This window comes from Aliivibrio salmonicida LFI1238 (genome assembly GCF_000196495.1).
GTDB classification, from domain to species: Bacteria; Pseudomonadota; Gammaproteobacteria; order Enterobacterales; family Vibrionaceae; genus Aliivibrio; species Aliivibrio salmonicida.
The window spans coordinates 3063906-3086870 of the sequence record NC_011312.1 but is presented as its reverse complement, the minus strand read 5'-3'; the positions used below and the strand labels follow the sequence as shown (position 1 = coordinate 3086870).

Genomic DNA, 22965 nt, shown 5'->3' with positions numbered 1-22965 from the left:
GCTTGCTAACACCTTTATACTACGCACTAATCATATTAGTGTTCTTCTGCATCTGTATTATCGATCACGCCATGTTTATTTTTCCAATTAATCCAACGTTGTTGAGCTAATTGTTGCATATCTGTCGTTTTGTCTGCTTCATCAATGATCTCTTCACCAACCATATACTCAAAGATATCTTCTAGAGTCAATAAGCCTTGAACGGTACCGTATTCATCAATAACAAGAGCAAGCTGTGCTCTGTGCTTCATTAGATGCTCAAAAGCTTTTGGCAATGTTGAAGTACTAATGACCACTTGAATTGGACGCATCACAGAGCCTAAAGTTCGTCTGCCTTGACCTTTACGTACTGCAGAGAATAATTCTAATCGATGTGTGAAACCAATGATGTTATCACTGTCTTCGCTGTAAACTAAAGGGCGAGAAAATGGAGTGTCTGCATAATCTTGTAAGAAATCGTCAATACTCATTTCTGAATTTACACGAAACAGTACCGTTCTCGGAGTCATCACTTGAGTCACTGAAATATCTTTAATATTTAAAATATTGGTTAAGATTTTTGATTCACCTTCCGCAAATTCCCCATTTTCTTTTGCAAGCGTAGCCATTGCTGCAATTTCGTCTCTTAATTTAGGAGGCTGATGCCCACGAGCTAAGCGTTTTGTTAATTGCTCTGAAGCCCATACAACAGGCGTTAGTAATAAAACCATCCAATAAAGCATTTTTCCCGCAAGTGGTGCGAGTTGACGCCAATAGGTTGCCCCGATAGTTTTAGGGACGATTTCAGAGAACAGTAAAATAGCGAATGTTAAGAACGCAGAGAATACGCCTAGCCATTCACTGCCAAATACGATGGAAGCTTGAGCACCAGATGCTGCAGCACCTGCGGTATGGGCAATAGTGTTTAGTGTCAAAATGGAAGCTAAAGGGCGATCTACATTGTTTTTTAGTTGCGTTAATCTTTCTGCGGAAGGATGTTTTTCCTGTCGCATTTGGGCTAGATAGCTAGGACTGATACTGAGTAAAATGGCCTCAAGAACAGAACATATAAAAGATACGCTGATAGAAATAGCGATATAGATGGATAAAATTAACATTAGTAATCTCAAAAAAAGTAAGCAAGCCCTTATAAAATGGGTATTGAATGAGCAAATTACAATGACTCATAATTGAAAATTAGTAACAAATTGTGAGACGTTACTCAGTTTATGCCTAAAGAACGCGCATTCTGCAGCAAGAATAGCGACAAACCTTTGCCAGGTAGGGGCTTTATGCATTAGAGTGAAGGTGATTTTAAAAAAAATAGAAGGGAAACCCTAATGAATAAAACCCAGTTAATTGATGCTATTGCTGAAAAAGCAGACCTATCAAAAGCACAAGCAAAAGCAGCTCTTGAAGCGACTCTAGAAGGCGTAACTGGCGCATTGAAAGATGGCGATCAGGTTCAACTTATTGGCTTTGGTACATTTAAAGTTAATCACCGCGCAGCTCGTACTGGTCGCAACCCTAAGACTGGTGAAGAGATTCAAATTAAAGCGGCTAATGTTCCAGCATTTGTTGCCGGTAAAGCACTGAAAGAATCAGTAAACTAAGATATACTTTGCCGAGTTATTCCTTAACTCGGCATTTTTATGAAGCGCATTCTATCCACCTTACTTCTCTCCGCATTTCTTTTTGGCTGTTCATCTAATCCATTAGACGAACAACGCATAAAACCAACGGTCTTGACTGGTGGTCAAATCCAAGGTGACGCAACGAGTTACTATTGGTATACACGTCGTTTACAACAACCTGTTATTGCTTCTGATTACGTCACAATGGGTGATTATGGTTGGTATAAAACAACATATCGTTGGGAAAAAAGCACACTGGTTGAAGCCGTTCGTGAAGGCGAGATGCTTGATGGTAGTGATGGACTCATTCCTTACATGATGCATGTTCGCTATAACAGCAATGGTGAAGCGGTATATCAGCGTTATCGTAAAGATGGAAAAATATTCCCGTTAATGCCAAATCAATTAACTCAGTTTCAAGATCAATCCAAATACTTAATTGCGAAAGTGGAAGAGTTAAATAAGAATGATAACTCGTTATTCCAAGGTGAGTGGGATGGTGAAACATTTTACTCGTGTGATGGTAAGCAATACGATCAATTAGAGTTTAATCAAATATTGCCTAACTTTGTGGTGGCTCGACTTTCAGGGCTAGACAGTTTTATTTCGTTTTTAGGCACCACTGAAAATAAAGATAAAGCAGTATTAAAAATGTCCGAATTATTACTATTAACAGACGACAGTTCTACCTGTATAGAACGCCCTGAACTGATTCAAGAGTAATCTGTTATTAGAAAAAAAGGCGCTATCACAGCTAATGCCGTTCACTTAAGGGTGAATGGCATTCTTGTTTCTGGCATATCGTTGAGGTCTTGGTTTTACCATTCGAGGGAATGTTCTTTCCCTTCGCCTATCAAGTATTAAGCTTTCAGCCATCTGGTGGAAGCCTTTTAATTGTCGAGGGATCGCTCCTGGCGTTGAGTATGGTAAACCAACTAATAATGCAGATACATGAGCAAGTGTCCCATTAAAACTCAATTGATAAGGGAGATAATTTCCTTTTAAATTAAAGCAAAGCTCTACCATTTGGTAGCGAATTAAATTATAAGTCAACAAGATACCCCATAGTTCTTGTTTCACTAATTCAGGCAGACGGCTTCGTAGTGTTAAGCGATTTCCTAACATGTATTGTTTCTGCTCTCGGTAACCCAATTCTATTTCCCAACGATGCTCATAAAGACCGACTATATCTTTCAATGGGTAACGTAATGGGTCAATCATTGACGTCAGAACTTGATAATCTTTTCCTTTAATTTTTCGAGTCACGAGACGAGCAGTCATCGTTTCAGGTAAATTAGAAAACAGTTTTCTTGCTCTTGGGTTACTCCGAAGAATAACAAGTTTGTCATTACGACCTAGCGATCGAATTATTTCATATTGAGTATTTTTTTTAAGGGGAATAAGCCAGTGACGCTCTGAGCCTGTCATCTGCCATTTATGTAGTAATCCTAATGAATAGAACCCCTTATCGAACATAGTTACGCTATGGTCAGGTGTACTATCTATTAACTTCTCTGCCAATATCATTTCATTTGTATTGTAATTATCGAAAGCGCTCGCTGTAATAAGATGACTGCTTAGCTCCATTTGGCAAACCATTCTTACCTGTGGATATTGAGTTCCTTTTTGGCGAGAAAAAGCCTCTTCATTTTTCTGGTTATCAGGTGCTCTCCATACAACACCATCAACGCCTAAGAGAGTTAGTCCATTCCATTTAGGAAGATTAGCACTCTTAAGCCAGGAACTTGTCATTCGCTCAAAGACTGCTTTCATTGCTGCTTCACCTAGATTTTTTCGGCGCTGAGTAAGGGCACTAGGAGCGACAAAAGCTTTACCTGTACGGTCTACAATATCAAGCTGATTAACTAAATCCTTCATGGATTTATTGTTATAGATAGCCATACCAACAAGTAACCATACCATTGATTCAAGAGTAAGCTTTCGCTTCCTCATCGTCACCGTATCAGTGAGAGAATAAGCCTCATCAATCAGATGGATTGGAAGTAAATCAGCGAGAGTCTCTACGTTGCTAGGTTTCCAGTCATTGATTATGTTTAGAGCTTGAGAAACATCCATAAAAAAATCCAAGTGCATAAAATACACTTGGATTTTGACATCTAAAAAGGATCGGTCAACCGATCATATTTACCTTAAATGATCGGCATTAGCTATCACAGCGCCTTTTTTGTTATTTGTAGAAAAGTAATGTTTACTTGCTTTCTAATTCGCGAGCAATGGCGCGGTAACCGATGTCATTGCGATGGAACATTCCATTCCAACTTACTTGTTTAGTTAGCTCATACGCGCGCTCTTGAGCTTCTGAGACGGTATTACCGAGTGCGGTCGCACAAAGTACACGTCCACCATTTGTTGTCACATCACCAGCGGCGTTGTTGGTTGTTCCTGCGTGGAATATTTTCTGACCTTCAAGTTCTGTTGCAGGAAGAGAAATAACATCACCTTTTGCATAATCGGCAGGGTAACCGCCGGCAGCTAGAACAACACCAATAGCAGCACGAGGATCCCATTTAGATTCTGCTTCATCCAGTTTTTCATCGATAGCCATTAAACACAGTTCTACAAGATCTGATTCCATGCGCATCATAATTGGTTGTGTTTCTGGATCACCAAAGCGGCAGTTATATTCGATTACCTTTGGTGTACCATCAGCATCAATCATCAAACCTGCATATAGGAAGCCAGTGTAAGGTGCGCCTTCTGCATCCATGCCGCGAACGGTAGGGTAGATAACTTCTTCTAGAATACGGTTATGGATTTCAGGTGTGACAACAGGCGCTGGAGAATATGCACCCATGCCACCCGTGTTAGGGCCTGTATCTTTATCACCAACACGTTTATGATCTTGGCTTGTTGCCATTGGTAAGACGCTAGCGCCATCAACCATCACGATGAAGCTTGCTTCTTCACCTTCTAAGAACTCTTCTATAACGACACGGCTACCGGCTTCACCAAAAACATTGTCAGAAAGCATGTCTTTGATAGCATCTTCAGCTTCTTTCAGAGTCATCGCAACGATAACGCCTTTACCCGCAGCAAGACCATCGGCTTTAACAACGATAGGTGCGCCTTGCTCACGTACATACGCTAATGCAGGCTCTATCTCTGTGAAGTTAGAGTAGTAGCCTGTCGGAATATCATGACGAGCTAAAAAGTCTTTAGTAAACGCTTTAGATCCTTCTAGTTGTGCTGCCGCTTTCGTTGGACCAAAGATAGGTAATCCTGCTTCACGGAATGCATCAACCACACCAATCACTAATGGGCCTTCTGGACCAACGATAGTCAGTTCAATGGCTTTTTCTTTAGCAAATGCAACAAGGCTAGCGATGTCTTCAACATTAATCGCTACGTTTTCTAATTTTGGTTCAAGCGCTGTACCTGCATTACCTGGAGCGATAAATACCGTTTCAACGTTTGGGTTTTGTGCTGCTTTCCAGCCAAGCGCGTGCTCACGACCGCCGGCACCGATGATTAAAACTCGCATTGTTAAATCCTTACTCTCAAATATCTAAATATTCAAAAAACAAAATGATTAATTTTTTATTCAAAATAGTTGGTGCTGTAACTAGGCAACAATTGAGCCCATCCCGGGAGCATAGCGTGCTATGTGACTGGGGTGGGCGGAAGTAGTTAACGACGCTACAGTATTAAATATGAAGAATAAATTAGTGGCGGAAGTGGCGCATACCAGTAAAGATCATCGCCATACCATGCTCGTCTGCTGCTGCGATAACTTCATCATCACGCATTGAACCACCCGGTTGGATAACACATTTAATGCCAGCTTCTGCCGCTGCATCAATGCCATCACGGAATGGGAAGAACGCATCGGATGCCATTGCGCAACCTTCGACCACTAAACCTTCGTCCGCGGCTTTAATACCTGCAATTTTTGCAGAATACACGCGGCTCATTTGGCCAGCGCCGACACCGATAGTCATGTCACCTTTAGAGTAAACAATGGCGTTAGATTTCACGTATTTCGCTACTTTCCAACAGAACAGTGCGTCTTTTAATTCTTCAGCCGTTGGTTGGCGCTTAGAAACCACTTCAAGCTCATCTTCCGATACCATGCCTTGGTCACGGTCTTGAACCAATAGGCCGCCGTTAACACGCTTAATATCAAATTCCGTGGTTTTTGTTGACCATTCGCCACACTCAAGTAAGCGAAGGTTTTTCTTAGCCGCTATGATTTCAATTGCTTCAGCAGAAACAGAAGGGGCAATAATCACTTCAACAAATTGACGTTCAGTAATCGCTGTTGCAGTCGCAGCATCTAATTCACGGTTGAAAGCAATGATGCCGCCAAATGCTGAGGTAGGATCTGTTTGGTAAGCACGGTGATAAGCTTCAAGAACGTCTTTACCTAATGCAACACCACAAGGGTTTGCGTGCTTAACGATAACACATGCTGGTTCGTTGAACTCTTTCACACACTCAAGAGCGGCGTCAGTATCAGCAATGTTGTTATAAGAAAGGGCTTTACCTTGGATTTGACGAGCCGTTGATACTGACGCTTCTTCAGGATTAGCTTCAACATAGAATGCAGCCGCTTGATGACTGTTCTCACCGTAGCGCATGTCTTGTTTTTTCTCGAACTGTTGGTTGAAGGTACGAGGGAATTTAGATTCGTTATCGCCTTCTTTGTTCTCACCATAGCTAGGAACCATAGTGCCGAAGTAATTAGCGATCATGCCATCGTAAGAAGCGGTGTGCTCAAATGCTGCAATCGCTAAATCAAAACGCGTTGCTTGAGTCAGTGATTTGTCGTTAGTGTCCATTTCAGCAATGACGCGATCGTAATCGTGAGCATTAACGACAATAGTAACGTCTTTGTGGTTTTTAGCCGCAGAGCGAACCATTGTTGGACCACCGATATCGATGTTCTCAACAGCATCAGCTAGCGTACAGCCTTCTTTTGCTACGGTTTCAGCGAATGGATAAAGGTTAACAACAACAATATCGATTGGGTTGATGCCGTGTTGCTCCATGATGCCATCATCTTGACCGCGACGACCAAGAACACCACCATGTACTTTAGGATGAAGAGTTTTAACGCGGCCATCCATCATTTCTGGGAAGCCAGTGTAATCAGATACTTCTGTTACAGGGATATTTTTTTCCGCAAGCAGGCGAGCAGTGCCGCCAGTAGATAGAATATCTACACCACGTTCAGTCAGTGCTTGAGCAAATTCTACAATACCAGTTTTATCAGATACGCTAATTAGCGCACGACGGATCGGACGTGGGTTATTCATTGCTACTTTCTTCCTTTAGAATTAAGTTAGGATTTTTGCCAAAAATGAACTTGTTCTGTTTATCATTCTTAGTAATAAAGAAGGCAAACAGTAATTGGCCAGTTTTGGAAAATACCCTAATAAAGAGTTAAGCACGAAACATCACATCAACGTAATGGCGCATATTCTAACTAAAGTTAAACAAAAAAGCTTCCGCAATCGATTGTATTCTCAAAAAAAGATGCCATTTTTATTAAAAAAGAATGAAAATGGGAGCAGAAAAAGAGGGATTAGAGTTAATGAAAATGTATTTAATTGGTGAATTGGCAAAACACTGTAATGTAACCAGTGATACATTACGTTTTTATGAAAAGAATGGATTACTCATTCCGTCAGGAAGAAGCAATAGTGGCTATCGTCTTTACAATGAAGAAAATCTAGCACAAATCCGTTTTATTTTAAAAGCAAAGCAATTAGGTCTAACTCTTGATGAGATTAAAGAGTTGCTTGCGATTCGCTTGGAGGCAACCAAGCATAGCTGTGCAGAAGTTAAATCGATCACTCAAACCAAGTTAACGATTATAGATGAAAAAATTGCACAGCTAACCGACATTCGTATTGCATTGAAAAGTATTAATGATGCGTGTTGCGGTCATATTGATGATGATGCTTCGCATTGTTCAATACTTTCGGCATTGGCTGATTTAGAAGAGAAGAAAGCGTAATTTATTGTGACTGTTTATTAAAGATTTTGATAAAATGGTCGATAAGTAATGTATAGAAGTTTGAGCGAAAATTTAGGTGAGAGCCCATTAATGGAAAAACAATACGTAATCAAATTGCTTTCTGCTCTGAAAGTTATCGATAGAAAGATCAGTGAGCAAGGCAAAGCGGTAATGGAGCTAGATGCTCGCATTAAGCGTATTGAAGCCCAGAACGCAAAAATCGCTCAAATGGTGGATGCGGGATCTAAAGGCTCTAGTACAGCCGGAGCATCTGCAGATTTAAGTGAGTTAGATGAGCGTTTAAAAGGCATTGAAGAGAAAACAGCAAAAGCTGTCGAACTTCTTCGTTCAGGGGCTGGGACTGGTGGTGCTAAAAAGCGCGCTTGGCCGTAGTCGAGTAAATCAAATAAAAAAGCCGATATTACAGTGATGTAGTATCGGCTTTTTTATATCTAGTAATATGAAGATTATTAGATATAAAAAAAGCAGTGTTAATTGCTTAATACTGCTTTGAATTTTTCATAAGGCGTGATTAGTTCATGCCGTATTTTTTAAGTTTCTTGCGAAGAGTACCACGGTTGATACCCATCATATTTGCTGCTTTTGTTTGGTTGCCGCGAGTATGCTGCATGATCATGTCTAGTAGAGGTTGCTCTACTTCAGCTAATACTAATTCATATAAGTCGTTAACTTCTTGACCGTTTAATTGGCCTAAGTAGTTTTTCAGCGAAGCCTTAACAGAGTCACGTAGTGGCTTCTGAGTAATCTGGTCTTGTGCTGTAACTGTTGTAACTGTTAATGCTTCTGAAGTCATAGATTGATCGAACATATTCTGTTTAGCTCTTCTGTTATTATGATGCAACGTGGTCGAAATAGCTTTCAAGCTGTTGAAGTTGCTGATGGGCATCTTCAATAGCATTAAAGCCGCGGCGGAATTCATTTGCTTGTTCGTGCTCTTTTAAATACCAACCCACATGCTTACGAGCAATGCGAGGGCCTAAAAACTCACCATAAAATAGGTGAAGCGCTTGAACATGACCCAATAAAGTGGCCTTCACTTCTTCAATTGGAAGAGGTGGCATGAATTCGCCCGTTTCTAAATAATGTTGGATTTCTTGAAAAATCCATGGCCTACCTTGTGCAGGTCGGCCGATCATTAAAGCGTCTGCGCCGGTGTAATCAAGCACAAAACGAGCCTTTTCCGGTGAGTCAATATCACCGTTTGCTATAACCGGAATCGAAATCGCTTCTTTTACCGCTTTAATGTTGTCGTACTCAGCATCACCTTTGTACATACAAGCTCTGGTACGCCCATGGAGCGCTAAAGCTTGAATGCCGCATTGTTCTGCCATTTTTGCAACCTGAACACAGTTTCTATTGTCCGGATCCCAGCCTGTACGCGTTTTCAGAGTGACAGGAACATCAACCGCTTTCACAACTGCCAGTAAGATCTCTTCAATCAAATCTGGGCGTTGTAGGAGCGCTGAGCCTGCAAGCTTCTTATTCACTTTCTTAGCAGGGCATCCCATATTGATATCGATGATTTGCGCACCAGTCTCAACACAGTATCGCGCTGCTTCCGCCATTAACTTAGGATCTGCCCCTGCAATTTGTACCGAGCGAATACCAGATTCACCTTCATGTACCATGCGATTTTGGGACTTAGATGTTTTCCACAGTTTTGGATTAGAAGACATCATCTCGCTCACAGCCATGCCTGCGCCGTAACGCATACATAACTCACGAAAAGGTTTATCAGTCACACCAGCCATAGGAGCAACGATAAGATTGTTCTTTAATGTATATTTACCTATCTGCAAAACATCCACGCACGTTTGTGTCAGCAAGGGCGCGCATTTTACGCATTTTTTCCTCGCCTGAAAAGACCAAATTTTGAGCATTTACAAATTGTTTGTGTAATTTGTTTATATTTCAGTCAATTAGATGGTTTTATGCCTCAAATTTAGTATTGAGGCATTGAAGTTTTTTCTAGGAAGAGTAGGTCTTAGAGGCCGTTACTTCTTAATTCCTGAGATTCTGCACCATTCTTGTTGCTCTGCAATCGCATCAAGAGTGAAGTTGTCTGAGTAGTATGAAGCGACATTATTTGCTTGAGTATCGAGTACACCAGACATAGCTAGTGCGCCTCCAGGCTTCACATGAGCGGTAATTATACTTGAAAGTTCACGTAAAGGGGCTGCAAGAATATTAGCAACAACAACGTCAGCGACAAGGTTTTCTGGTTGGTCTTGAGGAAGGAAAAGCGTTAGTTGTTCAGCAACACCATTGCGAGTTGCATTGTCTTTTGATGCTGTGATCGCTTGAGGATCTATATCGATCCCAACCACTTTCGCTGCGCCTAGTTTGATAGCGGCGATCGCTAAGATGCCAGAACCACAACCGAAGTCGATAACTGTTTTACCAGTAAGATCGATGCTTTCTAGCCATTCAAGACAAAGTGCGGTTGTTGCATGCGTTCCTGTGCCAAATGCAAGGCCAGGATCAAGCATGACGTTAATCGCGTCTGGCTCTGGAATTTCACGCCAGCTTGGGCAAATCCACAAGCGCTCACCAAATTTCATTGGGTGGAAGTTATCCATCCATTCGCGTTCCCAGTCTTTATCTTCAAGTTGCTCTATTTTGTAGGCAAAGTTGTCATCAAGTACGGCGCTTGCTTTCAATTGTGTAATGACTAAATCCATGTCGGTTTCTGCATCATAAAGAGCAACAATGTCCGTTTCACCCCATAAGCGAGTCTCTCCAGGAAGAGGTTCAAAGATCGGGGTATCTTTAGCATCTAAAAATGTAACAGAAAGAGCACCGGTCTCTTCTACTAGCATGTCACTGATTAGTTCAGCATTTTCAGATGTTGCATTTAGTTTTACTTGAATCCAAGGCATGGGGATCACTTTATTTAGTTGAAAATATCGGCGAATTTTATCATAGAAAAAGGCCATGAGTATAATCACTCATGGCCTTTATTTATGTCTTTAACTTAAAGAATGAAATTGGTGTCTTATTGAAGACCCAGTTTTTTCTCAAGATAGTGGATATTAGCACCACCATGTTGGAAGTTTTCATCATTCATAATATCTAAGTGTAGAGTGATATTTGTATTGATGCCTTCAATGATCATTTCACTTAATGCATTTTTCATACGTGCGATAGCTACGTCACGGTTTTCACCGTAAGTAATTAGCTTACCAATCATTGAATCGTAGTGTGGCGGTACTGTGTAGCCAGTGTAAATGTGAGATTCCCAACGAACTCCCATACCACCTGGTGCATGGAAACGTTCAATCTTACCTGGAGAAGGTAGGAAACGAACAGGATCTTCAGCATTAATACGACACTCAATTGAGTGACCACGCAATTTGATATCATCTTGAGTGAATGAAAGAGGTTGGCCTGCAGCAATGCGCAGTTGCTCTTTGATTAAGTCGATACCCGTTACCATTTCGGTAATTGTGTGTTCAACTTGAATACGAGTATTCATCTCAATGAAGTAGAATTCACCATTTTCATATAGGAATTCAAACGTACCGGCACCACGATAAGCGATATCAACACAAGCACGCGTACAACGCTCACCAATGTATTTACGCATTTCTTCGGTGATACCAGGAGCTGGAGCTTCTTCAACCACTTTTTGATGACGACGTTGCATAGAACAATCACGTTCGCCAAGATGAATCGCGTTACCTTGACCATCTGCAATGATTTGTACTTCAATGTGACGAGGGTTTTCAAGGAATTTTTCCATGTAAACCGTACCATCACCAAAACACGCTGTTGCTTCTGCACGTGTCATTGCAATCGCTTCAATAAGGTCTTTTTCTGCACGAACAACACGCATACCACGACCACCGCCACCGCTAGAGGCTTTGATGATAATTGGGTAGCCGATACGCTTAGCAAATGATTTGTTTTTTGCTTCATCGTTATCTAACGGGCCGTCAGAACCCGGAACACAAGGTACACCGGCTTTTTTCATTGAACTGATCGCAGACACTTTGTCACCCATCATGCGAATAGTTTCCGCTTTAGGACCAACAAAAATAAAGCCTGAACGTTCAACTTGCTCTGCAAAGTCTGCATTTTCAGCTAAGAAACCGTAACCAGGGTGAACAGCAACTGCACCTGTTACTTCCGCCGCACTAATAATACGTGGGATGTTTAAGTAGCTGTCACTACTGCGAGCAGGACCGATACAAATGGTTTCATCAGCAAGTAATACGTGTTTTAAATCACGGTCAGCAGTAGAGTGCACAGCAACCGTTTTGATGCCAAGCTCTTTACATGCTCGCAAGATACGCAGTGCAATTTCACCACGGTTTGCGATAACTAATTTATCTAACATAGTGACCTCTATTTATTCGATCACAACAAGTGGCTGGTCGAATTCAACCGGTTGGCCGTCTTCAGCTAGGATAGCAGTAACTACACCAGACTTATCTGCTTCGATTTGGTTCATCATTTTCATAGCTTCAACGATACATAATGTATCGCCAGCAGTAACTTGTTGGCCAACTTTAACAAATGGTTTTGCATCAGGGCTTGAAGCACCGTAGAAAGTGCCAACCATTGGAGAACACACTTTATGACCTGCGGCTACGGCTACTGGAGCTTCAACTGCAGCTACCGGAGCGGCTACTGGTGCAGCCATAGGAGCAACTGGCGCTGGGTATGGTTGCATTGGTGTTAGTTGAGCCATAGGAGCTACAGCGCGACTGATACGTACAGATTCTTCACCTTCAGAAATCTCAAGTTCAGCAATGCCAGACTCTTCAACTAGTTCAATCAGTTTCTTAATTTTACGGATATCCATTGTGTAATCTCTTCTGTTTATATTCAGTGATCAATTTGAACGCAGACGTTTTACTGCCGCCTTCAAAGCAAATTCGTAGCCATCTGCGCCTAAACCGCAAATCACACCAACGGCCTTATCTGAAAGATAAGAGTGGTGGCGGAAAGGTTCGCGTGCATGGACATTAGATAAATGTACTTCAATAAAAGGAATATCAACCCCAAGCAGAGCATCACGTAAAGCGACACTGGTATGTGTAAACGCTGCTGGATTGATAATAATGAAATCAATACGTTGATAAGCATTATGGATCGCTTCAATCAACTCATATTCACGGTTAGATTGTAAATGCTCAAGTTCGACATTCAATGCAGTTGCTTGAATGGTCAGAGCGTTAACGATCTGTTCTAAATTTTGACTGCCGTAATGTGCCGGCTCTCGAAGTCCTAATAAATTAAGATTAGGGCCATTTAGTATTAAAATTCGCGATTGAGTAGACATTGTGATGCTAAATTCCTTGTTTTTACGGTTAAAGTAAAAAAAGCACACCTTTTATATTCGATTTGATGAGCTTTTGCAATTTTTGCCTTGCGAATGCTCATAAAAAGCAATTATAGACAATATCACAGCAAATCGCAGCAAAATACTGGTCTTATCAGCTCTAAGTTCTTATTTTATGTATCGAGGCTTGGGTGAATGTCATCTCTATTTATGAGATTAGAGCTTAGGTTAATGAGCTGGTTCAACCATTTTATGATTAGTTAACAAATACTTTCAATGTGTTGAACAATTATACAGTTTTGTATTTTGTTTATTTTGTTGAGCTAAATATCTCTCGTTATCAATATGTAAATTTGAGCTTGAAATCACAAGAAAAAAGTCGCTATTACGAATAATAGCGACTTTTTCATTCGGTTTGAGTTTTTGCTCTAGCCCGTTATGTTGTTAAATCTATTCAGTTAAGCAATTTTTCTTTGTTCTTCAATTAGTTTATTAACCACGCTAGGGTCGGCAAGTGTGGATGTATCGCCTAGATTTGAAGTATCTCCCGTCGCAATTTTACGAAGAATTCGACGCATTATTTTCCCTGAACGTGTTTTTGGTAATGAGTCGGTCCAATGCAAGAAATCAGGTGTTGCGATAGGGCCTATTTCTTTTCTTACCCAATCTTTGACTTCTTTATGGAGCTCAGCACTTGGGTATTCGCCCGAATTTAAGGTGATGTATGCGTAAATCGCTTGGCCTTTAATATCATGAGGAACACCGACAATGGCAGCCTCTGCAATTTTACTGAAAGAAACTAAGGCGGATTCAACTTCAGCGGTACCCATTCGGTGACCAGACACATTGAGCACATCATCAACACGACCTGTTATCCAGTAATAACCATCTTCATCACGTCGAGCACCATCACTGGTAAAATACATGCCTTTAAACGTTGAAAAATAAGTTTGTTCGAAACGGTCGTGATCGCCATAAATGGTGCGCATTTGACCCGGCCATGAATCGGTAATCACGAGGTTTCCATCGGCAGCACCTTCAATAAGGTTACCCATGTTATCAACCAAAGCTGGTTGAACACCAAAGAAAGGACGTGTTGCCGAGCCCGGTTTTAAAGCCGTTGCACCAGGAAGAGGAGAGATTAAAATCCCGCCCGTTTCGGTTTGCCACCACGTATCAACGATTGGGCAGCGAGCGTCACCAATGGTGTTGTAATACCACTCCCATGCTTCAGGGTTGATCGGTTCGCCGACGGATCCCATCACGCGTAATGAGGATCTTGAGGTCCCTTCTACAGCGTCATTACCGTGAGCCATGAGTGCTCGAATGGCTGTTGGCGCAGTATAAAGAATATTTACGTTGTGCTTATCGACCACTTCACTCATGCGGCTAGTGCTTGGGTAGTTTGGTACCCCTTCAAACAGAATGGTTTTTGCGCCATTAGCGAGAGGTCCGTAGATTAAATAAGTATGGCCAGTGATCCAACCTACATCAGCGGTACACCAGAACACCTCACCTTCTTGGTAATCAAAGATGTATTTGAAGGTCATTGCTGCATAAACAAGGTAGCCGCCAGTGGTGTGTAATACGCCTTTTGGTTTACCTGTTGAGCCTGAGGTATAAAGAATGAAAAGAGGATCTTCCGCATTCATGGCTTCTGGTTCACAATGCGCAGAAGCTACAGCGGTTGCTTCATGCCACCATACATCGCGTTCTTCATTCCAATCAATATCATTACCGGTGCGTTGGAATACAACGACTTTTTCAATGGTTGTTACTTCAGGGTTATTTAATGCATCGTCGACGTTTTTCTTTAGAGGTACGGTACGACCGCCACGAACGCCTTCATCGGCGGTAATCACGACTTTCGCATCTGAATCAACGATTCGACCCGCCAATGCTTCTGGTGAGAACCCACCAAAAACAACGGTATGAACCGCACCAATGCGAGTACAAGCAAGCATTGCAATGGCTGCTTCTGCAACCATTGGCATGTAAATACACACAACATCGCCTTTGCGAACGCCTTGACTCTTAAGTGCGTTTGAGAATTTACACACTTGTTCGTGCAGCTCATTGAAGGTAATTGATGCATCATCTTGTGGATCGTCACCTTCCCAGATGATCGCGACTTCATCACCGCGAGCAGCAAGATGGCGATCGATACAGTTTGCAGAGACATTCAATTCACCATCTTCAAACCATTTGATGTCTACGTGACCAGTATCGAACGAGGTGTTTTTCACTTTAGTATAAGGAGTCATCCAGTCGACTATTTGTCCGTGCTCACGCCAAAACCCTTCGGGATTGATGACGGATTGCTGATACATTTCACGGTATTTATCTTCATCGGCATGTGCATTTTTTGCGATGTCTTGATTGACTGGGTATACGTGAATGTCACTCATGTTGATTCTCCTTGTGAATACAGCAAATATCCAATTTATGACTGGATTTTATGGCAGCCCCTTCATTGGTTCTGCGCTTCGTTGATATTACTTTCTGCTAGAAATCGATTTTCAACAATTAGACTTTAGTCAGAGAAAGAGGAAATGACTGAATTTGAGAGGAAAAGAGAAGAGCGTTTTGAGACACAGATCAGTAAGTTGTGAATTAAAGCGCTCTTGGGGTAGGCAGTTCAGGGAAATCACCATAATGAAGACGAACATAAATCAATGCTGCGGCAATGGCATCTTGCAAAGCATCATGACGTTCGGCTTGTGGTAGATCTAAATGGGTAGAGATGGCCTCAATGCTTAAATCGTAATACGCATTAGGTAATAGGCACTCTAATTTATGGTGATAAATATGGCAGACTTCGATTAGCCTATTAGGAAAAGGGTGACCACAGTGACGTAAGCAACTGCGGTCTAAAATCTTTTTGTCGTAGTGAATGTGGTAGCCGACAATCGGTCGATTACCAATAAATTGAAGTAATTGAATGATAGCGTCTTTTTCGGACAGTCCATGAGAGAGATCGTGATGCCTTAGTTGATGTATTTTGACTGATTCTGACGTTAGGTTGTGTGGTGGTCTTAATTTGAGATGAATCGTTTGGCTTGTTAATACTCTGTTCTGTTTTATTTTTATGGCCGCGATCGACACTAATTCCGCATGATTAGGGTCAAGACTTGTTGTTTCGCAATCAATAGAAACCAATTCTTCGCCGTTGTAGCGTTCAAAAAGAAAGTGATTCGAGTGGTTTCGTAGTTTATAGCGCCACCATAGGCGTTGAAGTTGATTCATGTTAATCCCTAATTTGGTAATGATAACCAAGCCATTCTTTGAATTTTTTAACGATGTGTAAACTGTGGCGAAGTAAATCACGTTCACTTCTATCTAATCGTTGAATGTGAATTTGATTACTGGGCATTGGGTTTACTTCTTCTAACTGGTGGCGTAAGCGTAATTTAAAAAATAGCTTTAGAGCTTCACTCAAATTTTCTGCTGTTGTGGATTCAAGGATGTTCTGTTGGCAAAGAAGTTCAATACGAGTAAATGTGTTTGTGTCGGTAATACCATGTTCTAAGCTGAGAGTTCGAATTCCGTGAACGATAGGGAAAATGCCACCTTGTTTAATATCAATGCCTTCTTTTTTGTTTTTTACTTTTCCGAATAGAGTTAATGGCACAATAAATTGCAATGCAGGGCTGGCAAAGATACTGAGTGCGAGCTCATTTTCTTGCATCTTCTGAGTTAATAAATGTTTTAGAGGAGAAAGTAATTGGTGATTTCCCGCAACGGCATGAGCATCCGATAAAATAGCAAGGTGCATCATGTTTTCACCGTTATATTCGGTGCTTAATTTGGTGATGTAATGTTGCCATTCACGTTCAGTTTTTACCCAATGCGCATTGCTGACCATGATATTCCCTTTGCATAATGGATAGCCTAGCTGCAGCAGGGTGTGAGTGAACTTCTTCATCAGTTCATGGCATTGATGCCACTTTAATCCTTCTTTAATGATTAAGGCATTGTCTTGATCGGTTTTAAGAATTTGTTCGCCTCTTCCTTCTGATCCCATCACGATCAAGCAGCAATGATCATGCAGAGCTTTAGGCACGGTGAGATTAAATGCTTTTTCTATAATTTGTTCATTAATGGTAGAAATCAATTCCATAATAAAACGGGTACGAATTCCATTGTTAAGAAGCGTTTCAACTAACTGTGCTTGGCTGTTGGCCGCCAAAGCGAGTTCATCAATGGTTTGTGCTCGAGCAATTCTCAATGTGAGTACATGGTAGTGGGTGGAAAATAAGCTCAATATTTGAGTCATATCTAACATACCGATCAATTTATTTTCTTCAATAACCGCCACTCGTTTCACGTGGTGGCGGGTCATTAGTGTCATGGCATTGAACAAATAATCGTATTTTTTGATACTTACTATCGGGTAAGTGGTTATTGGACCTACCGGATGATTAGGAGAATAGCCTTCGAGCATAAGAGCGTGCAGTAAATCTGTTCGAGTAATTATCCCAATCGGTAAATGCGCAGTATTCGATTTATGGCGAGTATCGTATTGGTTTAGTTCAACAAATAATGCATCCACTGCCTTGTCTTTTAATAATTGAGTGACTTGTTGTAATGAGGTATTCCAATCAACAACTAAACTGGGTTGAATGGTTTCGTTATCTATTTTGGTGAGAATAAACTCCGCTAAGTTTTGCTGTTGATGAGCTTGTGTCATTAACGCTTTTCGTGTGGCCAAACTGCTATTGAAATAAGCGGCGAACTCTGTGTTTTCATGATAAAGAGTAAGGAAAATGGCGGTAGGCAGCAGGTGGCACAAGGTATCTTCAATGGCTTGATAAGTATGTTTTACGGGTTGTTCGAGTTGAGATCGTACGTCAAAAATATCGTCATTCGTATAATGAGCGTAAATTTCTCCATTACTGCTGGATCGTTCTTCAACAATGCCCTTAATGATAATGAAAAGATGTTCAGAAGGCTGACCTTGATAAAGTAACGTGTCGCCATGCCGAAAATACGCAATATCAAGATGATTAATTAACGTCTTTTTCTGTCTGTCGTTTAATTTATTGAAGGGTGCAATGGTGAGATCAATATTGTTTGGCATAACCCATCCTCTGTGCGTTCCTTTTTACTATTTTGGCTAAAAAAAGGCACAGTATGAAGACGACTTTAGTCTACCCATAAAGTTCTAAAATCTCGGGTTTATCACATTTTAAAAGGTGCATTTTTCTTCTGTTCTGTTTTCCCTTTTTATAAATCAATAGGATGCTATAATGACGGCCTCTTTTTTATTCCCTTTGGACATTGTCATGGTACGCGTTTCTCCCTTTGCTTGGATCTCTCAATATTTTGGAGGGTTCTTTTTTGCCTATGGTGTGTATTTGCCTTTTTGGGCGCTGTGGTTTGCCGACCAAGGGGTATCAGCAGGAGATATTGGTGTTTTAATTGGTTTGGGATTTGCGACGCGTTGTGTGGCGAACTTAGTGATCACTCCTCGCTTACATAAAGTTGAATATTTAATTCCGGCCCTGCGTGCATTAACGTTTGCCTCCTTGATTGCACTTGGGTTGTTTCTTATTAATGGCGGCAACTTCTGGTGGATGGCATTTGTCACCGTGTTGTTTAATTTGTCCTGTGGTCCGGCGATTCCTCTCTCCGATGCAATGACGAATTATTATGCGAAAAATAAATTATTAGATTATGGTCGAACTCGTTTATGGGGTTCAGTCAGCTTTATTGCCGGCTCAACGGTCGTGGGTTACCTAGTGTCAGGCTTTGGCACCGACATGATTGTGTACACTGCGATTGCTGGTATTTTAGCGGCATTATTCTTAGTGATGCGTAATCCAAATCCAATGCCAGTGTCAGTCTCGGAAGAAGACCAAACTCACCCTAAACTATTGGCCTTACTTCGTGAAGCTCCGGTATTAAAATTTATTATTTTGGTGTCGTTAATTCAAGGTAGCCATGCCGCGTATTACAGTTTCAGCTCTATTTATTGGAAAGCGTCAGGCTATGAAGAAAGTACCATTGGTTATTTGTGGAGCTTAGGTGTCGTCGCTGAAGTGTTGGTGTTTGCTTTTAGTAGACAATTGTTCGCGGGATGGAAAGTCTCGACTTTATTTAAAGTGGCAGCCGTTGGTGTCATGATCCGCTGGGGATTAACGGCGGCAACGACAGAGTTATCGGCATTAATATTAGTTCAAGCACTGCATGGTGTGACCTTTGCGATGGCACATTTGGCCGCCATTCAATACATTCAAAAATTCCCTCAAAACAAAATGATCCCACTACAAGCCTTATATAATGCGATTCCGCTTGGTGCCTTTATTGCCTTAATGACAACATTAAGTGGTTGGGGTTATGAAGTGTGGGGAGCGCATATTTTCTGGGGTATGGCAGTGATGGGTGCCTTTGCCTTAATGATTAAGCTGGATAAAGTAAAAGATAAATAGGTCCTAATCACATTTGTTGGCTTGGATAAAAGCGAAGTAATAATAAAACGTTAGACTGGTGCGACAGAATATTCGTACCACTCTGGCGTTTTTTATGCTCAGAACTGAGAGTGGTATCACCAAGGATGAGTGATGACACAAGGATGGATCGTCGTGCCAGTTTCGCTGGCTTATTTAGGATTGCTATTTTTAATTGCCTGGTATGGTGATCGTCAAAAAGGGTGGTTATCGCGTTATCGCCCGTGGATTTACAGTCTTTCTATTGCGGTTTACTGCACCTCTTGGACCTTTTATGGCACGGTAGGCCAAGCCACTAGCAACCCGTGGTCTTTTCTTCCTATTTATCTTGCCCCCATTCTTGTGTTTGTTTTTGCATGGCGTTTTTTAGCCCGAATTATTCTGATTGCAAAGCGAGAGCACATTACGTCCATTGCTGATTTTATTGCGGCTCGTTACGGTAAATCTCAAGGTTTAGCCGGTGTGATTACGGTCATTGCGGTGATTGGTATTCTTCCTTATATTGCGTTGCAATTACGAGGGATCACCATGGGGCTCGATCTTGTTGCTCCTAATTTAGCTCAGGATTTAGGTTATCAAGATGGCCACATTTCTTGGTTTGTCAGTGGTGCATTAGCGATTTTTACTATTCTATTTGGTACTCGACATATAGATACCACTGAACATCATCGTGGATTGATGATGGCAGTGGCCTTTGAATCCATTGTTAAGCTTGTTGCCTTTCTTTCGGTTGGTGGGTTCATTTTATATTTGGCGTATTCAGAGCCAACGGTCGATCTGATTACCGTAGCAAAAGACACCTATCAATCGCCTAATCTAATTACCTTATTGTTTCATACGTTATTAACGATGGCGGCGATAATTTGTTTGCCTCGTCAGTTCCACACAACAGTGGTGGAGAATGAACAAGCGCAAGACTTAAGAACTGCACGCTGGGTCTTTCCTCTTTATTTATTATTGATGGGATTATTTGTCTTACCTATCTCATGGGCAGGACAGGGATTGCTCTCTGGTGGCGTTAGTGACTCTTTTGTCATTAGCGTGCCATTGTCTATTGGCGCTGAACACATGGCATTACTTGCTTTTGTTGGAGGGACTTCAGCGGCGAGTGGGATGGTGATCGTCTCGACCATTGCACTTGCGATTATGGTTTCGAATGATTTAGTCTTGCCTTTACTCTTACGTAGAGTAAGAACCACGTCTCGAACCTTTGGGCATTTTTCTAAATTATTAGTGACGATTCGTCGGTTATTGATAGTTCTATTATTAGTTGGCGCATGGGGTTTTTATCAAGCGTTGGATTCAATCGATTCTCTTTCTGTTATTGGGTTATTGGCGTTTGCTGCAATCGCGCAATTTGCACCAGCACTTATTGGTGGTTTGTATTGGCGACAAGGAAATAAAAAAGGAGTCTATGCGGGTTTGGCGATTGGCTTTGTGCTGTGGTTAATCACGCTGATGAGTCAGACGCAAATGTTAGCGGGCAGTGCTGAGAATAATTTTTTATTGTGGATCATTACTCCGCCTAATTGGCTGCAAAATCTGGAAGTTAAAACGTCCGATTGGGGAATGATGTTGAGCTTAAGTTTGAATGCCATGTTGTTCATTTTTGTTTCTTCTGTTACTCGAGCGTCGTTAAGTGAGCGTTTACAAGCCGCGGCTTTTGTTGGTGCTCCCTTGCCTGAAAGTGAGGATGTAAGCGTATACCAAACTCGCGTGACAGTGGCTGAACTTGAAATGTTAGCGTCCCGTTTTGTCGGGCGAAAAAGAGCAAGAAAAGCATTTCGTCAGTTTGCTCAGCAGCATGGTGATGCGTTACTTCCACAGCAACAAGCCAGCTCTCAATTGATTCGTCATACAGAGAGAGTGCTCGCCGGAGTATTTGGTGCCTCTTCTTCTCGCTTGGTACTGACGTCTGCTTTGCAGGGACGAAATATGCAACTTGAAGAGGTCGCAACCATTGTTGATGAGGCTTCTGAACTTTATGATTTTAGTCGTGGGTTATTGCAAGGAGCGATCGAACACATAAGCCAAGGCATTGCTGTGGTTGATAAGCAGATGAAGCTAGTGGCATGGAATCAACGCTATTTAGAGTTATTTACGTTTCCAGCAGGACTTATTCAAGTCGGGCGTCCGATAGCGGATGTTATCCGACATAATGCAGAACAAGGGCTTTGTGGGCCGGGTGATCCTGAAGTGCATGTTAAGCGACGAGTTGAGCATTTAGAGCGAGGCACTCGACACGTTTCTTCTCGAATTCGAGCAGATGGACAGGTTATTGAAGTGCAAGGTAACCCGATGCCAAACGGTGGTTTTGTGATGAGCTTTACCGACATCACGGTATTTAGACAGGCAGAAAAAGCCCTAAAAGAAACCAATGAAAGCCTAGAATTTCGAGTGCATGAACGAACCAAAGAATTAGAAAAATTGAATCAGAGATTGGTGGGCGCTACCCAAAGTGCAGAAAAAGCCTCGCACTCAAAAACACGATTATTAGCGGCGGTGAGTCATGATTTAATGCAGCCCTTGAATGCCGCTCGCTTGTTTGCGTCTTCATTAAGCGAAGTCGCTAAAGACGGTGAGACAAAGAAAATATCAGGGCATATTGAAAGTGCATTAGGGGCGGCAGAAGAGTTAATCGGCGATTTATTGGATATTTCTCGTTTAGAAGCGGGTAAGTTAGAAACCAATGTTCACGGTTTTTCACTCCACCATATGCTCTCTAATTTAGAAGCCGAATTTGGTGCGTTAGCAAAACAACAAGGCATCGATTTTTCAGTGATTCATTCTGATGTGGTGGTGGAATCCGATCCGAAATTATTACGTCGAGTATTACAGAACTTCTTAACCAACGCCTTTCGATATAACCCCGAAGGCAAAGTGGTACTGGGTGCGAGAAGAATCGAAGGTAAAATTCGTCTGGATGTATGGGACAGTGGTATTGGTATTCCAGAAGAAAAACAACAAGCCATTTTTGAAGAGTTTACTCGTGTCGATCAAAGCAGAGCTGATCAAGGATTAGGATTAGGGTTAGCGATTGCGAGAGGGATCTCTCATGTGCTCGGGCATACTATTTCTCTGCGTTCATGGGTGAATAACGGCTCTGTATTTTCTGTCACATTGGATCGTGGTGTGGTGCTTGAAAGCGATGCGCCTACCATAACCCAAAAGCCTGAATTGCCATTAAGTTCGGTTCGTGTGTTGTGTGTGGATAATGAACCCGATATTTTGATTGGTATGGAATCGCTACTTGAACGTTGGGGTTGTGAAGTCAAAACGGCGACGGATTTGATGGGCAGTTTACGTTGCTTAGAAGAGGGTTGGGTACCCGATGTCATCTTCTCAGATTACCGATTGGATAACGACCGAACCGGCTTAGAAGTATTACAACAATGCCGCTTACGTTTAGGAAATAACTTTGAAGGGGTAATGATCAGTGCAGATAAAACTGAGGATTTACTAGAAAGTATTAAAAGTAATGGTTTTGGTTTTATTGCAAAGCCAGTCAAACCGTTAAAATTAAGGTCTGTGTTAAATCGCCATACTACCTCAGCGGTTTAGGACTAATCATAAAAGAAGGGAGCTAGCATAACTAACTCCCTTTTCATATCAGCC

19 protein-coding genes are annotated in these 22965 nt (G+C 41.7%); 6 read left to right on the top strand and 13 right to left on the bottom strand.

The window, feature by feature from the left end:
* Positions 1–35 precede the first annotated feature (35 nt).
* A complete protein-coding gene (locus VSAL_RS14945; RefSeq protein WP_012551276.1) occupies positions 36–1097 on the bottom strand; it encodes a CNNM domain-containing protein in 1062 nt (353 codons plus the stop codon).
* Between the two features lie 222 nt (positions 1098–1319).
* Between VSAL_RS14945 and VSAL_RS14940 the strand changes: the two genes are divergently transcribed.
* Both VSAL_RS14940 and VSAL_RS14935 read left to right on the top strand, forming a co-directional pair.
* Positions 1320–1592: an HU family DNA-binding protein gene (locus VSAL_RS14940; protein WP_012551275.1), complete on the top strand. Its 273-nt coding sequence runs from the start codon at positions 1320–1322 to the stop codon at positions 1590–1592.
* Positions 1593–1631: 39 nt separating this feature from the next.
* Positions 1632–2336, top strand: coding sequence for a DUF1481 domain-containing protein (locus VSAL_RS14935; protein ID WP_012551274.1), 705 nt, complete (start codon positions 1632–1634; stop codon positions 2334–2336).
* 45 nt (positions 2337–2381) lie between these two features.
* Here VSAL_RS14935 and VSAL_RS14930 read toward each other — a convergent pair whose 3' ends face one another.
* From VSAL_RS14930 to purH, 3 genes are all read right to left on the bottom strand, one after another.
* A complete protein-coding gene (locus VSAL_RS14930) occupies positions 2382–3689 on the bottom strand; it encodes an IS4 family transposase (protein WP_012549425.1) in 1308 nt (435 codons plus the stop codon).
* 133 nt (positions 3690–3822) lie between these two features.
* Positions 3823–5115, bottom strand: coding sequence for a phosphoribosylamine--glycine ligase (purD, locus tag VSAL_RS14925; RefSeq protein ID WP_012551273.1), 1293 nt, complete (start codon positions 5113–5115; stop codon positions 3823–3825).
* Positions 5116–5296: 181 nt separating this feature from the next.
* Positions 5297–6889, bottom strand: coding sequence for a bifunctional phosphoribosylaminoimidazolecarboxamide formyltransferase/IMP cyclohydrolase (gene purH, locus VSAL_RS14920; protein WP_012551272.1), 1593 nt, complete (start codon positions 6887–6889; stop codon positions 5297–5299).
* Between the two features lie 284 nt (positions 6890–7173).
* On the opposite strand from purH, the gene zntR reads away from it, so the two are divergent.
* Both zntR and VSAL_RS14910 read left to right on the top strand, forming a co-directional pair.
* Positions 7174–7593 (top strand): Zn(2+)-responsive transcriptional regulator, encoded by a 420-nt coding sequence (gene zntR, locus VSAL_RS14915; protein WP_012551271.1) that lies wholly within the window; start codon positions 7174–7176, stop codon positions 7591–7593.
* A 48-nt stretch (positions 7594–7641) separates the two neighbouring features.
* Positions 7642–7986: a hypothetical protein gene (locus VSAL_RS14910; protein ID WP_012551270.1), complete on the top strand. Its 345-nt coding sequence runs from the start codon at positions 7642–7644 to the stop codon at positions 7984–7986.
* Positions 7987–8125: 139 nt separating this feature from the next.
* Here the strand turns inward: VSAL_RS14910 and fis are convergent, their stop codons facing one another.
* The 9 genes from fis to VSAL_RS14865 form a co-directional block, all read right to left on the bottom strand.
* On the bottom strand, positions 8126–8422 hold the full coding sequence (fis, locus tag VSAL_RS14905) for a DNA-binding transcriptional regulator Fis (protein ID WP_005421285.1): 297 nt from the start codon (positions 8420–8422) through the stop codon (positions 8126–8128).
* Positions 8423–8444: 22 nt separating this feature from the next.
* Complete coding sequence (gene dusB / locus VSAL_RS14900; RefSeq protein WP_012551269.1) at positions 8445–9413, bottom strand: tRNA dihydrouridine synthase DusB; 969 nt, start codon at positions 9411–9413, stop codon at positions 8445–8447.
* Between the two features lie 195 nt (positions 9414–9608).
* Positions 9609–10493 (bottom strand): 50S ribosomal protein L11 methyltransferase, encoded by an 885-nt coding sequence (gene prmA, locus VSAL_RS14895; RefSeq protein ID WP_012551268.1) that lies wholly within the window; start codon positions 10491–10493, stop codon positions 9609–9611.
* A gap of 116 nt (positions 10494–10609) precedes the next feature.
* Positions 10610–11953, bottom strand: a complete 1344-nt coding sequence (gene accC, locus VSAL_RS14890; protein ID WP_012551267.1) for an acetyl-CoA carboxylase biotin carboxylase subunit — start codon at positions 11951–11953, stop codon at positions 10610–10612.
* A 12-nt stretch (positions 11954–11965) separates the two neighbouring features.
* Positions 11966–12421 carry an acetyl-CoA carboxylase biotin carboxyl carrier protein gene (gene accB, locus VSAL_RS14885; RefSeq protein WP_012551266.1) on the bottom strand — a complete coding sequence of 152 codons (456 nt, stop codon included), beginning with the start codon at positions 12419–12421 and terminating at the stop codon, positions 11966–11968.
* 30 nt (positions 12422–12451) lie between these two features.
* Positions 12452–12901 carry a type II 3-dehydroquinate dehydratase gene (aroQ, locus tag VSAL_RS14880; RefSeq protein WP_012551265.1) on the bottom strand — a complete coding sequence of 150 codons (450 nt, stop codon included), beginning with the start codon at positions 12899–12901 and terminating at the stop codon, positions 12452–12454.
* 458 nt (positions 12902–13359) lie between these two features.
* The gene (gene acs / locus VSAL_RS14875; protein ID WP_012551264.1) at positions 13360–15309 is read right to left on the bottom strand and encodes an acetate--CoA ligase; all 1950 of its coding nucleotides are present in this window, start codon (positions 15307–15309) and stop codon (positions 13360–13362) included.
* A gap of 205 nt (positions 15310–15514) precedes the next feature.
* Complete coding sequence (locus tag VSAL_RS14870) at positions 15515–16147, bottom strand: 3'-5' exonuclease (RefSeq protein WP_012551263.1); 633 nt, start codon at positions 16145–16147, stop codon at positions 15515–15517.
* A gap of 1 nt (position 16148) precedes the next feature.
* On the bottom strand, positions 16149–17981 hold the full coding sequence (locus VSAL_RS14865; protein ID WP_012551262.1) for a DUF294 nucleotidyltransferase-like domain-containing protein: 1833 nt from the start codon (positions 17979–17981) through the stop codon (positions 16149–16151).
* Between the two features lie 205 nt (positions 17982–18186).
* Here VSAL_RS14865 and VSAL_RS14860 point away from each other — a divergent pair, with 205 nt between their 5' ends.
* Together VSAL_RS14860 and VSAL_RS14855 are read left to right on the top strand one after the other, a co-directional pair.
* On the top strand, positions 18187–19332 hold the full coding sequence (locus tag VSAL_RS14860) for a 3-phenylpropionate MFS transporter (protein WP_044583500.1): 1146 nt from the start codon (positions 18187–18189) through the stop codon (positions 19330–19332).
* A 132-nt stretch (positions 19333–19464) separates the two neighbouring features.
* Positions 19465–22911 (top strand): PAS domain-containing hybrid sensor histidine kinase/response regulator, encoded by a 3447-nt coding sequence (locus VSAL_RS14855; protein ID WP_012551260.1) that lies wholly within the window; start codon positions 19465–19467, stop codon positions 22909–22911.
* Positions 22912–22965 lie beyond the last annotated feature (54 nt).